General features: G+C 66.9%; 6 protein-coding genes. 1 reads left to right on the top strand and 5 read right to left on the bottom strand.

The features are described from left to right. Position 1: 1 nt before the first annotated feature. On the bottom strand, positions 2-5,833 hold the full coding sequence (locus IPK20_08660) for an alpha-2-macroglobulin (GenBank protein ID MBK8016782.1): 5,832 nt from the start codon (positions 5,831-5,833) through the stop codon (positions 2-4). A 220-nt stretch (positions 5,834-6,053) separates the two neighbouring features. Here IPK20_08660 and IPK20_08655 point away from each other — a divergent pair, with 220 nt between their 5' ends. Continuing rightward, positions 6,054-7,505 carry an OmpA family protein gene (locus IPK20_08655; protein MBK8016781.1) on the top strand — a complete coding sequence of 484 codons (1,452 nt, stop codon included), beginning with the start codon at positions 6,054-6,056 and terminating at the stop codon, positions 7,503-7,505. Between the two features lie 159 nt (positions 7,506-7,664). Here the strand turns inward: IPK20_08655 and IPK20_08650 are convergent, their stop codons facing one another. From IPK20_08650 to IPK20_08635, 4 genes are all read right to left on the bottom strand, one after another. Further along, complete coding sequence (locus IPK20_08650) at positions 7,665-11,042, bottom strand: transglutaminase family protein (protein ID MBK8016780.1); 3,378 nt, start codon at positions 11,040-11,042, stop codon at positions 7,665-7,667. Positions 11,043-11,201: 159 nt separating this feature from the next. Beyond that, on the bottom strand, positions 11,202-11,936 hold the full coding sequence (locus tag IPK20_08645; protein MBK8016779.1) for a proteasome-type protease: 735 nt from the start codon (positions 11,934-11,936) through the stop codon (positions 11,202-11,204). A 64-nt stretch (positions 11,937-12,000) separates the two neighbouring features. Then, positions 12,001-12,960 (bottom strand): alpha-E domain-containing protein, encoded by a 960-nt coding sequence (locus IPK20_08640; protein ID MBK8016778.1) that lies wholly within the window; start codon positions 12,958-12,960, stop codon positions 12,001-12,003. A gap of 119 nt (positions 12,961-13,079) precedes the next feature. Then, positions 13,080-14,495: a circularly permuted type 2 ATP-grasp protein gene (locus IPK20_08635; GenBank protein MBK8016777.1), complete on the bottom strand. Its 1,416-nt coding sequence runs from the start codon at positions 14,493-14,495 to the stop codon at positions 13,080-13,082. Positions 14,496-14,643 lie beyond the last annotated feature (148 nt).

Genomic DNA, 14,643 nt, shown 5'->3' with positions numbered 1-14,643 from the left:
CTCAGGCGCGGCACGAGACCACCCAGTCTCGACGGCGGACCGGCAGCCTTCGCGCTCCGGCCCCTGGAAAACCTGGCCGTCCCCGGTTGCCGATCGTCACCTTCGTGTTCGGAACCTCGCCGAACATCTCGGGCGCATACATGGCTTCGACACGGGTGGGCGGGAGCTGGAACGTGCCCGCGTTGTTCATCCGGACCGTGTACTCCACGGTCCATGCCCCCTTGGGCACGAACTCGTAATAGGCACGGAAGGCCTCGAACCCGCGCTCCTCGAAAGCGGGCCACACCCAGCCCTCCCGCTTCTCGCCCCGGGTGGCCAGGCCGGAGTCGCCGCCCAGTCCCGAGCCGAGAATGGTGGCACCGGCGGGAATGGGATCCTCCACCACGACCCAGGTCATGTCCGACTGCGCGTCCACGGCCAGGCGAACCCTGTAGATGTCGCCACGCTTCCACTGGCCCGCATCGCCTTCGACCGGGCTGACCGTGCGAGTGATGCGATAGCCGCTGGAGAACGGACTTTTCAAGGGCAGCGCCGCCCGGCTCACCAACGTGGCCCAGGGCTTGCCCGCTCCGTCATGAGTCAGTGTGAGTGGTTGCGGCTGCGCAGGCCACTCGAAGCTCATGCGGCCCGTGCCTTCGCCCGTCCATTCGTGACGCCGCTTCGTCCCGCCCAGCGTACCCGCCGTCGCACCGGAGACAGGTTCCGATTCGAACGCACGGCCGAACTTCTCCAGCGCAAGCACACCCCAGGCATTCGCGACCGTCGTGTTCCAGCGACCGTGCTGTTGCCGTCCCAGCGATCCGCGCACCAGCCGCGGCATGTCTTCGCGCCACGCGGGCTCGTCGATCATCGCGAGCAGCACCCGGTTGGCGTTGACGTCGCCGGAGATCATGAGCCACCAGAGGAAATCCGTGCGCTCGGTGGAAAACCCCATGGTGGTGCCCTGGAAGTTGAGGCGCGAACGGAGAATCTGCTCTGCCTGCCGGGCGTGCTGGTCGTGGTCCGGCAGCTTCTCCCAGCGCTTCGTAAGTCCGTACCAGTCGATCACCGCCGATGTCGGCCACAGATTCGGGGCGACGTCGAAGGAGGAGATCGCCGCCGGATCCACCTCCATGCCGTAGCGGGACAGCGCCTCGAGCGCTGCCACCTTGCGGATGGCAAGATCCGCCGTCGGCAACGATCCGTGGCGCACCACGGTCCCGTTGACGAATCCGCCGAGCCCCGCCTGCAGCCTCGGGAGGATCGACTCGGGAATGCTCCACTGCGCCTCGTGGGCGATCGCCATCACGTACGCCGTGAGCGAGTCGCTGCCCTGCCCCATGCCGGCAAAGTACTTGAGCAGGCCGTCGTGATCGATATAGGCGGGCAGCGCACTCATGATGGACCGCCATGCCGCCTCGTCCCGCAAGGCGACGGCTTTCGAGACCCTCTGTTCCAGGCAGGAGTAGGGATAGCGCTCCATCCAGTCGCGCACGCCCGGCAGATCGCTGCCCAGACGAGCCTGCAGTTGCACCGCCACCTCTCCCCGCCCCGGGATGGCTTCCGCAGGCAACGCGACGGTCGTCGACAGTTCCTTGTCGATCTGCGCCAGCGTGGCCTGCAGCACGCGCACCGGCACCGCGGGAACCACTTTCTGCCTCGCCTTGAGCCGGTCGGCCTTGTCACCTTCCGCGCCGGCCGCCTTGGCCGCGACGGACCATTGAAGACCCGTGCTGCCCGCTGGCGCCGTCACGAGCCACGAAACGTTGGCCGACTCGCCCGCCGCCAGCCGTACCGTCTGCGGCTCGAGCCTCCCCGGACCGGACCCCTTTCCGCCTTCCGCGGCCACATCGGCCTCCACGGCGATATCGAGGGCGGCCTCTGACGCGTTGCGCACCGTGAACGTCGCGGCGTACCGGTCCTGTTCGCGCACCACCGGCGGCAGACCCGAAAGCAGGGTGACGTCCTGCGACGTGCGCACGCTCGCCGAACCGGTTCCGAAGAGGTTGAGGCCGGCCGTCGCCACGGCGACGATGCGGAACGACGAAAGCGAATCGTTGAGAGGCACCTCGAGTTGCGCCCGGCCTTGCGCATCCAGCTTCACCCTCGCCTTCCACAGCAGGAGCGTGTCGAACAGTTCTCTGGAGGTCTGCCGGCCGCCGCCGCCCCCCGCCGGCAATGCCTTCTTGCCGTAGTGACGCTTGCCGATGACCTGCATGGCGCTCGTGGAGGAATTCACCTCGATCCCGCGCGGCTGCATCATCGCCTCGAGCAGTTTCCACGAGCCGTTGGGCAGCAGTTCCAGCAGCGCTTCGTCCACCGCCGCCACGGCCACTTCGGCCCCCTTCGGCAATGGCTTGCCGTTGGCAGGCATGGCTTCGATGGTCACCCGGGCCTTCTCGCGGATGCGATAGGCGTCCTTCTCCGGCGAGACCTTCACGGCGAGTTCGTGATCGCGCCAGCCGACGCGAATCTCCGCCACCCCCATGCGGAACGCGGGCTTGCCGAGGTCCACGAGCGCGGTGGGCTGAACCTCCGCCACCCTGCCGCGTACCGCGAACACCGACACGAACGTATTCGGCGCATAGTGTCCCTTGATGGGTACCCTGACGACCGGTTCCTTGCCGGTGAGCGTCGTCACGAATCCGTCGACCACGCCTTCGCGCTCGACCGTCACGAGCGCGGAGGCTTCACGGAAGGGCGAGCGCACCTGCACGACGGCCGTTTCGCCGGGCTCGTACCGCTTGCGTTCCGGCAGGACATCCATGCGGTCGTCGCTCGTGACGTCGAACCACCAGTCGCCTTGACCCGCCACCCAGACGTCCGCTCGCGCAAAGGATGGGTTGCCGCTTGCATCCGCGGCTTTCGCACGCAGGATCAGATTGCCGCTGCCCGACACGGGCGCCTCGCAGTGAACGAGCCCCTTGGCGTCGCTCCTGCCCTCGCAGAAGCCGCCGATCCGGCGGATCTCCTCGCCATACTCATAGGCGTAGAACCCGCCGATCAGACGCTTGCGGTGCGCGTACGAGATGCGCTCGAACACGTCCACGACGACAGGCACTCCGGCCAGCGGCTTGCCGCGCGTGTCGACGCTGATGACCTTCAGTTTCACCTTGTCCCTCGAAAGGGCCCAGCCATCCGGCTGGATACCGAGCAGAACGCCGGACGGCCACAGTGGCACGCGCGAGGACCGGGTGAGAATCTGCCCGTTGGGATCCGCGTATTCCATCTCCGCCACCAGTTCGCGCGGCACGTCCGAGCGGGGCAGCGCATCGATGCGGATCTTTCCTGCGCCACCTCCATCCAGGACCACGGTCTGGGTCTTGAGCGTCCGGGTGTCGTCCTGCTCCGATGCGTCGGGAAGGGGATCTGCGGACTCCGCGTCGGTCCCCGCGTCGATCCAGCCGCTCGCGCGGTCCATGCGCCCCTCCCGGACGTCGCCCGACGCGAACGACACCCCTTCGTGCTCGTCGAACGTCACGGCGTGCGGTTGCGTGACCGCCCGCAGCTTGACCCGGGTGCCGCCGGCGCCTCCGCCGGACAGATACGAAAGCTGGAGATTCACCTCCGCCGCGTCCGCGTTCACGAGCGGCTGGGCGGGCATCTGCACGGTCGCCTTGAGCACCGGCACGCGGAATTCCTCGACCCTGAAGCTGCCCGAGTCCAGGCCATTCACGTAGCCCTCGGCTTCACTCTTCTGCCGCGGCCCGGCGAGGATCACGGAATACTCTCCCAGCTTGGCGTCCTTGGGCGCCTGCCACGCGGATTCAGCGGCGCCCGATCCATCCCACTTGAGCGGGAGTTCCCACATCTGCCCGCTGCCCCAGTGGCGAACGACGGCACGCACCGGCAGTGCGGAAGCGGGTACGGCCCCGAAGCCGGTCGCGGTACGTCTGCGCAGGATGTGCTTCATGCCCAGCGTGTCGCCCGCCCGCAGCAAGGTCCGGTCGAACACGGTGGTCGCCGCGGTGTCGCCGCGATAGCCGGCATTGCGCAAATTGAAACGCCAGGTGGCGATGCCTTCGTCCCAGCCGGACAGCACGAAGGCCGCGTCATCGCCCTTGCGCGCCGTCACGAAAAGCTGCTGATCCCACTTGTCGACGCAACCCGGCAGCGCGCCGCGCTCCGGGAGGGCCTTGCGGATCCGCGCGATGCCGGACTTGTCGGCCACGCCCTCGAACAGCACGCGGCCGGTGCAGTCGAGCACGCTCACGTCGGCCGCAGGCACCGGTTCGCCCTTGTCCAGCGACGTCACCCAGACGAGCGAACCTTCGCGCCCCCACTTGAAATGCACGGCCAGGTTCGTGACCAGCGCGCCGGCCGACACGTAGTAGGGCTTGCCATCCTTGAGCAGCGCCTGACCCAGACGCGGACTCACGATCTCGACCACGTAGAAGCCGGGAACCTTGAACGGGATACCCACGACCTCGAACTCCTTCTCGGTCCCGGGCTTGGGCAACGTCATGGACGACGTGGCGTCCGCAGCACCGAAGATGCTGTGCGACACATAGCCACCTTCCGTCCAGCGGGCCTCGGCATCGTTCAGCCGCTTGAGCCAGCGCACCATGTCGCGCGGAGATTGCACCTTGAGCATCCGCGCGGGCAGCCCCTTGACGTTCGCCGCCCCGCCCAGCTGCACCTGGTTGCCCGCCAGTTCCTTCTCGACGTTGCGCAGCGTCACCGGCAAGGCGGGTTCGGCGTTCAGTTCCAGCACCCCGAAGCGCGCCGCGAACTTGGCGAGCGGCGGCGCCGGATCGGTCTTGACCGAGAGCGGGAACCGCTTCGCGTTGGACAGGCTGCGGCCGCCATCGTCGACGAAGCCCTCGGGCAGCGTGATCGTGAACGTGGACGCCTCGGGGAACGGTCCCGGCGAATGCAGCCCGTTCACGAAACCGGATCGCCGGTCGTCGTCCGAAATCTTCCACCGGTAGACCTCTCCACCGCGTCCCTTCAACTGCACCTTGTCGGCGAGCGACACGGCCACGGGCGCCGTGAAATCGAGCGCCATGCCGAGCACCGGAATGCAGTTCCCTTTCGCGTTCGTGCGCTGACAGGAGAAGCGCGCCGTGAAGGCCGGCCGCACCTTGAAGGCGAGCGACTGATCCGCGCTCGTGGCAACGCCGCCGGGCGTCTCCACGCCCGCACCCCAGACGAGCTGCACTTCGGTTTCGTAGGGAAGCCGGCCCTGGCAGGCCACGAGCTGCAGCGGCAGCTTGTCGTACGCACGCGTGCGGAGGAACGTCTCGAAGTCCGACCCCGTCGCGAAACCGGACGCGAACTCGGACAGGAAATCCTTGCGGCGGTCGAGGATCGCCTTGCGTTCCTTCCCGCTCACGATCCGGACGGGCACCCGCTCGGCGCGCCCGCTCACGTTGCACCAGACGTGCTTCTGCACGGAGGCATCCGTCGCGGGCGCGTCCAGCCCGAGGATGAAGACCTGGTTCTCGTCGATGAACTCCTGCCCGTCCCAGGGCATCGCCTGCCGGATGGACGGACCGCCCGTGGTGAATTCGAAGCGCGCCGCGGGAACGCTTCGCCCCTCCATGTCGGTCACACCGGTCTTGAGAGTGAAGCTGCAGCGGGCACCGGCCGGCAGGTCGTGCTCGAAATCGAACACCCAGTTGCGGCTGTCCGCCCAGCGCCCCTGCCCCTTCTCGGCGCACAGGACCTCGAAGGGCTCCACCAGTGCCGGGTCGCCGAACGGAACCATCGGCGTGGTGAATCGGGCGGTGACCTGCCGCACGCCCTTGACTTCGCCTTGAGGGGAGAACAACTCGACCCGCGCGGTGTTCTCGTCGGCGAACGAGGGCGGAATTCCAAGCAGGAACAGCAGCACTGCAGCCAGTCGAATCATGGCGTCGCAAGGCAGGAATGAGGTGGGTCGAGTGTACGCCATGGAGGCTGGAAATCTCCCCAGCCCGCCCGCCATGGCACGGGTCGCGTCCCGACGGCATGCGCCGGCGGCGAGCACTCGCGGTAACGGCCCCAGGGAGACATGCCGCACGCTATAGTGGCAAATGCTGCCATGCCGCAAAGCATGCCAGCCATTCGCGACATCCAGGACAGGGAAACCGATGAAACATCCGATTCAACGCACGCTCGTGGCGCTTTCCGCCGTGGCCTTTCTTCTTCCCACCCTCGCATCGGCTGCCGACAGCAAGGGCCGCTGGATCAACGACGGCATGGGGCGCGCGACTCGCGACGGCCACGGCAGCACCTGCGTCTCGAGCGGGGGCGACGACCACGCGTTCGCCAATCCCGACTGCCAGGGCGGCACCGGTGATGCGCAGAAAGCCTCGCCGGCCGCGCCCCCGAACGGAACCAAGCCGTCCTCCAGGACCGCGGGCACTTCCGGACCTGCCAAGGAAGGCGGCACCTCGACCATCTATGTGGAGGCCCCCAAGGAACAACCGAACGCCGGGCCGGGATCCGGGCAGCCTCTCGTGCGCGACGCCAAGGGCAACGCTGTCCGTGACGGACAGGCGCGCGCCTGCGTTCGCGACTCCCGCGGTGTTCCGGGCAGCGATTGCGACCTGTCCGGGGCCGCGGCCGCGGGCACCGAAGAAGGACTCGCAAAGCGCATCCAGATGCCCCCGTCCGAAGCGCAGCGGCCAGAGCCGGCAACGCCGCCGTCGCCCGGGGCAGCCACCCCAGCCGGCAAGCCGGCTCCCCGCGCGGGGACCGATGAATCGGCAGCCGTCTTTCCCGAGAACAGACAATCTCTCGATGCGGCGCCTGCCGTGGCGCCCGTGATCGCCGGGACCGCGGACGACAACGGCGATGGCGCGGCGACGTCTGAACTGGCCGAGGACGATACCGACCAGGACGACACGACGGCGAGCGGGGACGACGCCATCGACGACGGCGACACCATCGGGTTGCCTGTCATGGACGACGAAGGCGACGTGCAAGCGGTCTCGCCGGCCGACGACCCTGCATATGCCCCGGGCAGTGTCGAGATCACGGACCGGTCGCCGGGTGTGCCCGGGCCGTCCACTGCGACCCGGGAAGCGGCGCCGGTCATCGACAACCGTCTGCCGGAGTTTCCCGTGACCCGTTACACGGCCGACGACGCGAAGACGCCGGCGGCGGCCCCGGCCGATGCCGGCAAGCCGGCAGCATCACCGGCGAAGCTGCTGCGCAAATCGCTGCAGATCGACAAGACCGGTCTGTTCGACAGCAACAGCGCCAGGCTGAGAGGCAAGCTGATTCCGGAACTCGACGAAGTCGTCTCGGTGCTCAAGTCCGCGGCGGACTACGGCAAGGTGACCATCACCGGTCACACCGACCGGATGGGTTCCGGCAAGCTGAACCGGCGCCTGTCCCAGCGGCGGGCGGAGGCGGTCCGGGGCTATCTGGTGGCCAGGGGCCTGGATCCCGCACGGATCAGTGCGACGGGCAAGGGCAGCGCCGAACCGGTGACCGCGGCCTCGGCCTGCGCCCACCTGGCCAAGCCTGCGATGCGCGAATGCCTCGCGCCGGACCGCCGCGTGGAGATCGAGGCGACGGCGACGCCTCCGCAGTAGGCCTCGCCATCTTCGGGCGGGAGCAACGGTCGGCGCCGGGGAAGACCTGATCGATGTACGTCGACCGCGCACATCGATCGGTCGTTCCCCATGCCCGATGACGGCTTTGCGTGCGATGGATCCGGCGGCCACGCCCTCCGGTCCATCGGCCGTCCCGCTTCACGATTGCTGCTGTTGCTGCTCCTGGGCCATCTGGCGCCCTGCCACCACCATGGCGACACCGTAATCGGGTTCGCGCCGCAGATCGAGGGTGAGCGGAAAGCTTTGGCTCGGCTGTTCCGGCCGGTAGGCCATGGCGCCCGGGGTGTGGCCCATCGCGAGAAAACGGGCCACGCGCCTTGCCTCGGCCTCGTTGGCATTCACGGGAAAGCGCTGGTAGTTGCGGCCGCCGGGATGCATGACGTGGTAAGTGCAGCCTCCGACGGCGCGCCCGCTGAACGTGTCGTAGAGATCGAACACGAGGGGCGTGTGAACGCCGATGGTGGGATGCAGGGCGGCAGGCGGCTGCCAGGCCTTGTATCGCACGCCCGCGACGAACTCGCCGCGGGTTCCCGTGGAGGTTAGCGGGACGGTCCTGCCGTTGCAGAGCACCGAATAGCGGTTGCCGTGCATGTGGCGGACCTTGACCTGCACCCGCTCCACCGATGAATCCACGTAGCGCGTCGTGCCGCCCGCCTGGGCTTCCTCCCCCAGCACGTGCCACGGCTCCAGGGCTTGGCGCACCTCCAGTTCGATGCCCTGATAGTTGACCGTGCCGTAGCGCGGGAAGCGGAACTCGAAGAACGGCGCGAACCACTCCGCCTCGAACCCGTAGCCCGACTGCGCGAGATCCTCGATGACCTCCTGCATGTCGCCGGCCACGAAGTGCGGCAGCATGAAACGGTCGTGCAGGCTCGTACCCCAGTCGATCAGGCGCCCCTCGTAGGGTGTCTTCCAGAACCGCGCCACCAGGGCGCGCAGCAGCAGGAGTTGCAGCGCACTCATCTGCCAGTGCGGCGGCATCTCGAAGGCCCGGAATTCCAGCAGCCCGAGGCGTCCGGTGGGCCCGTCCGGCGAGTACAGCTTGTCGATGGAGAACTCGGCACGGTGGGTGTTGCCGGTGACGTCCACCAGGATGTGGCGCAGCAGCCTGTCCACCAGCCAGGGCTCCGGCACTTCCTGCCCGGCACACGACAGCCGCGACATCTCGTCGAAGGCGATCCCCAGTTCGTACAGGCTGTCGTCGCGCGCCTCATCCACCCGCGGCGCCTGGCTCGTGGGCCCGATGAACATGCCCGAGAACAGGTAGGAAAGCGCCGGATGGTTCTGCCAGTACGTGATCAGGCTGCGCAGCAGGTCGGGGCGCCGCAGCAGCGGACTGTCGACCGGTGCCGCGCCGCCGATGGTGACGTGATTGCCTCCACCCGTTCCGGTGTGACGCCCGTCCAGCATGAACTTCTCGGTGCCCAGCCGGGTGAGTCGCGCCTCCTCGTAGAGGATCCGCGTGTTCTCCACCAGTTCGGTCCAGGAGTCCGCCGGATGCACGTTCACTTCGATGACGCCCGGATCCGGGGTGACGAACAGACGCTTCACACGGGGATCCGCAGGCGGCAGGTAGCCCTCGATCCGCAGCGGGATGCCCGTGCGCGCGGCGGTCTCCTCGATCGTGGCCAGCAAGGCCACGAAATCCTCGACCGCAGGCACCGGCGGCAGGAAGACATGCAGGCAGCCATTCCTGGTCTCTATGCAGAGGGCCGTCTTGATGACGTCCCGGGTGCCCGCGGACGGCGTCTTGCCGGCTTCGACCGGAAACGCCACGCCTGCGGGAAGCGGCAGGCGCTCGGCGAAGGGATCGGGATGAACGATCGGCTCCTCGTCCTCGGGGGCCTGCCACGGGAGCGAACCGAGCGGCAGGCGGTATCCCATGGGTGAATCGCCGGGCACGAGATACAGGTTCTCCCGGCGCAACGGCCAGGCAGACGATTGCCAGCCTGGATGTCCCTCCGTCACCTTCGACTTCGAATCCGCCGTGGCCTGCGCCGGAGCGGGCCGCAAGGGAAGCACGTAACCCCGCACTTCGCCCAGCTTTCCGTCCAGCAGCGCGGCGAGACGGGTGCGTGCGGCCGGATCGGCGAGGTCTCTCTGCAGCGGGTCGACGTTGGCCGGCAGGCGGGCTTCGTCCTTTACGGCCGACCAGACGTCCTCGTAGGCGGGAATCAGGCAGGACGCCGGCAGGCCCAGCAATGCCGCAAGCGTCCGTGCGAACTGCGAACTCTCGGCGGGACCCGCGCGGCCGGGCTCGTCTCCTGCGAGAAGTTCAGGCTTCTTCCACAACGGCAGTCCGTCGTCTCTCCACAGAAACCCGAGCGCCCAGCGCGGCAGCGGTTCGCCCGGGTACCACTTGCCCTGGCCATGGTAAAGCACCGAATCCTTTGCGAAACGATCGCGCAGGCGCAGCAACAGTTCGCCAGCCAGTTCCCTCTTGCGGTCGCCCAGCGCGTTGAAGTTCCACTCGGCACCGTCCATGTCGTCGACCGACACGAACGTCGGTTCGCCGCCCATGGTGAGGCGCACGTCCCACGCCACCAATTGCGAGTCGACCTTCCGGCCGAGGGCGTCGACGGCCTCCCACTGCGTCTGGGTGAGAGGCTTCGTCACCCGCGGGTCCTCGTGCACCCGCGTCACGTGCATCTTCACTTCGAAAGCGGTCTCGCACGGATCGATGAGGCCCGTCACGGGCGCGGCACTGGAAGGCAGGGCCGTCGCAGCGAGCGGTATGTGGCCCTCGCCGGCAAGCAACCCCGAAGTGGGATCCAGCCCGACCCAGCCCGCCCCGGGCAGATAGACCTCCGCCCACGCATGCAGATCGGTGAAATCCTCGGCCGGACCGCTCGGACCGTCGAGTGCCTTCACGTCCGGCGCGAGCTGGATGAGATAGCCCGAAACGAAGCGGGCCGCCAGCCCGAGATGGCGGAGAAGCTGGACCAGCAGCCAGCCGGAATCGCGGCACGAACCGCTGCCCTTGGCCAGCGTCTCCTCGGGCATCTGCACGCCCGGTTCCATGCGCACGATGTAGCTCACCGCCTGCTGCACGCGCTGGTTGATGTCCACCAGCATGTCCACCGTCACGACCTCGCCCTGGAGGCGCTCCTTCCGGAACGCCGCGAGCCACTGCGCGAAGCGGGGCGTGGGTTCATCCCGTTCGAGGAAAGGTGCGAGTTCGCGCAACAGGTTCGGCGGATACTCGAAGGGAAAGCGCTCGACGAACTTCTCCAGAAAGAAGTCGAACGGGTTGATCACCGTCATGTCGGCGACCAGGTCCACGACGATCTTGAGCTCCCGCGTCTTCTCCGGGAACACGAGCCGCGCGAGGAAGTTTCCGTAAGGATCCTGCTGCCAGTTGATGAAATGCTTCTGCGGCGAGACGCGCAGGGAATACGCGTCGATGGGCGTGCGGCAGTGCGCCGCCGGCTTCAACCTCACTTCCTGGGGACCGACCGAGATGAGGCGGTCGTAGCGGTACTGCGTTTCGTGGTACAGCGCGACGCGGATGGTCATCGGGGCCTGGGGGAAGCGTGAAGCGTGAATCGGAGGCAGAAACGGCGCTGCCCGGCGGACCACCTGCGGTCCCGGCTCCGGGCGGCGTCCGAGGAGACCGGGGAGACCGGGGAGAAGTTCTTGGCAAACGCCGTGCCCGCCGCAACGTTCAACGCGGCCTCACGCGAGCCAGTCCGGGTTCGGCAGTTCGCCGAACACGCGCCGCAGACCACCGCCCCAGCCCTGCCGCAACATCGTGAAGTAAGGGTCGCCATCGACGATCCGCTTGTAGATCCCGACGCGCAGCGAATCCTTGGGATACCACAGCACTTCGATGGGCAGACCGACGGAGATGTTGGACTTGATGGTCGAATCGAACGAGATCAGCACGCACTTGGCCGCTTCGGCAACCGGGGTGGCCGAGGTGACCACACGGTCGATCACCGGCTTGCCGTACTTGCTCTCGCCGACCTGGAAGTAGAGGTTGTCCGGGGTCGCCTCGATGAAGTTGCCCTGCGAGTAGATGTTGAACAGGCGGGGCGGTTCGCCCTTGATCTGTCCCCCGAGGATCAGCGACGCGCTGAAGTCGATGTTGTTCTGCATGAGGTGAGGGCCGTCGCGCCGCTGCATCTCGCGCAGCGCATCGCCGACCATGCAGGCGACGTCATACAGGCTGCGCGCGTTCCAGATGGTGTCCTTGCCCGGCTCGGCATGGGCATGCCTGTCGAGGATGTTCACGACACCCTGGGTGATGGCGAGATTGCCCGACGTGAGCAGCACCATCACGCGGTCGTCCTTCTTCTCGTACACCTTCATCTTGCTGAACGTGGCGATGTGGTCCACGCCGGCATTGGTTCTGGAGTCCGAGGCGAACAGCATTCCCGAATCCAGCAACAGCGATACGCAATAGGTCACGATCCATTCCCGACTTCCGTGGTTCTTCTTCGAAGGGATGAGGACTTCGTCGGCCCTCTTCCGTTCACGCGACGGCCCGCGAGCTCCCGGTCGAGAAGAACGTGCGGTTGACTTCCTGGCCGAGCATGTCGGTCCGGTGAAGGAAGTCCGTGAGGTACTCGTGCAGGCCGTTGGCGAAGATGATATCCATTCTTCCGAAGTGCAGTGCGGCGTGCATCTCGCCGGCCAGCCTCACGGCCTCGTTGCCCCCCTGCGCACTCATCCGCTGCATGATGTCGTACGCCTCGTTCATGCAGGCGTGCAGACTGCGGGGCATGTCGTCGCGGAGGATCATCAGCTCGGCCACTCTGAGCGGCGTGATGACGTCCCGGTATACCTTGCGGTAGGACTCGAAGGCGGATACCGAACGCAGCACGGCAGCCCATTGGTAGTAGTCGACCGCTCCGCCGACTTCCTGGGCGCTGGAGAGCAGCACGTGGTACTTGACGTCCAGGATCCGGGCCGTGTTGTCCGCACGTTCCAGGAACGTGCCCAGCCGGTTGAAGTGGAACGCCTCGTCCCGCAGCATGGTCCCGACGGTGACGCCGCGGAAGAGATGGGACCGCTCCTTCACCCACTCGAAGAATTCGCCGATGCGGTCGGACGTGATCCGGTCTTCCTGCAGGCGCTGCACCTCGAGCCAGGTGCCGTTGATGACCTCCCACATCTCCGAGGTGATCTTGCCGCGTTCCGCCCGCGCGTTCTCGCGGGCATCGCGGGCGCAGGAATAGATGCTGGAGGCGTTGTCCGGGTCCAGCACCATGTAGCGCAGCACGCCCGTCGCGTTCACCTCGTCGTACCGGCCGGTGAACGGGTAGAGGGTACCGGTGATGTTGAGCGGCGCGAACCACTCCTGATCCGCCAGGCGCGGCTCCTTGGGTACGAGCGACATGCGGTAGGTGACATCCAGCATGCGCGCCGTGTTCTCTGCCCGCTCGACGTAGCGGGCCATCCAGTACAGGTTGTTGGCGGTGCGGCTCAGCATTTGCGTTCTGCGTTCTCGAGGCGGTGCCTGTGATTCCCGGAGTGCCGGTCTCGCGCGAGCCCGGCGATTGTCGCCTTATGGTCAGGTGGGCCGGACAGCCCTCTCCCGTCGACCGATCTTCAGTTGAGCACCCAGGTGTCCTTGGTGCCTCCCCCCTGCGAGGAGTTGACCACCAGCGAGCCCTCCTTCAGGGCCACGCGCGTGAGACCGCCCGGACACATCACGATCTCCTTGCCCGACAGCACGAACGGCCTCAGGTCGATGTGGCGGGGCGCGATTCCCTGGTCCACGAACACGGGACAGGTCGACAGCGACAGGGTGGGCTGGGCGATGAAGCTCTCGGGGCTGTCCATGATCCGCAGCTTGTAGGCTTCGCGTTCCCGGTCGGTGCTCGCCGGGCCGATCAGCATCCCGTAGCCGCCGGAACCGTGGACCTCCTTCACGACGAGCTCGGCCAGATGCGCCAGCGTGTATTCGAGATCCTCGCGATTGCGCAGCTGATAGGTGGGCACGTTGTTGAGGAGCGGCTCCTCGCCCAGGTAGAACCGGATCATGTCCGGCACGAAGGGATAGATCGACTTGTCGTCGGCGATGCCGGTGCCGATGGCGTTGCAGAGCGTGACCCGGCCCTTGCGGTAGGCATTCACGACGCCCGGCACGCCGAGAACGGAATCGGGGCGGAAGGCCCTCGGGTCGATGAAGTCGTCGTCGATACGGCGGTAGATCACGTCCACCCGCGTCGGACCGCGCGTGGTGCGCATGTAGACCGTGTCGTCCTCCACGAAGAGATCGGGGCCTTCCACCAGTTCGATGCTCATCTGTTGCGCGAGGAACGCGTGCTCGAAATACGCGCTGTTGAAATGACCCGGCGTCAGCAGGACGACGACCGGGCTTTCCACCTGCGGAGGCGCCACCGAACGCAGCGTGTCGAGCAGCAGATCGGGATAGTGCTCCACCGGCGCGATCGACTGGCGGGAGAACAGCTCGGGCATGAGGCGCATCATCATCTTGCGGTCTTCGAGCATGTAGGACACGCCGGAAGGTGTGCGCAGGTTGTCCTCCAGCACGTAGTACTCGCCCGCCCCCGCCCGCACGAGGTCGATCCCGGCGATGTGGGCGTAGATGCCGTTCGGCACGTCGATGCCGTCCATCTCGGGACGGAAGAACTTGTTGCGCAGCACCCGTTCCTCGGGAATGCGCCCGGCCCGGAGGATCTCCTTGCCGTGATAGACGTCGTGAAGGAAGGCGTTGAGCGCCCGCACGCGCTGACGCAACCCCCGTTCGAGGGCGCGCCACTCTTCTCCGGGAATGATGTGCGGAAGCATGTCGAACGGGATCAGCCGTTCTGCGCCGGCTTCCTCGCCGTAGACGGCGAACGTGATGCCGACACGGTGAAAGAGGATGTTGGCGGCTTCGCGCATCCGCTGGATCCGCTCGCCGGGGGTGTTGTGGATCCAGCTCTCGACTTCGCGGTAATGGGGCCGGACGGTGCCATCCCCCCGATACATCTCGTTGAAATACGCGCTATAGGACATGACGGCCTGTGTTTGACGCTCTCCCTGCCCAGCCGGAGTGCAACCCATATGCCATGACGGCAATTCGCCCCGAAGTCCTTGTCATTCCATCACTTGAGACCGTCCGCATGCAAGCCCTGCCTGTCATGCGCACCAGGTTGGCCCAGTC

The sequence above is a fragment of the Betaproteobacteria bacterium genome (assembly GCA_016713305.1).
Lineage (GTDB): Bacteria > Pseudomonadota > Gammaproteobacteria > Burkholderiales.
Note: the sequence above shows the minus strand (reverse complement) of the source record. Positions and strands in the feature narration are given on the sequence as shown.

Coding starts and splice junctions, on each gene's coding strand:
- IPK20_08660 (MBK8016782.1), bottom strand. CDS start 5,833: ATGATTCGACTGGCTGCAGTGCTGCTGTTCCTGCTTGGAATTCCGCCC.
- IPK20_08635 (MBK8016777.1), bottom strand. CDS start 14,495: ATGTCCTATAGCGCGTATTTCAACGAGATGTATCGGGGGGATGGCACC.
- IPK20_08650 (MBK8016780.1), bottom strand. CDS start 11,042: ATGACCATCCGCGTCGCGCTGTACCACGAAACGCAGTACCGCTACGAC.
- IPK20_08640 (MBK8016778.1), bottom strand. CDS start 12,960: ATGCTGAGCCGCACCGCCAACAACCTGTACTGGATGGCCCGCTACGTC.
- IPK20_08655 (MBK8016781.1), top strand. CDS start 6,054: ATGAAACATCCGATTCAACGCACGCTCGTGGCGCTTTCCGCCGTGGCC.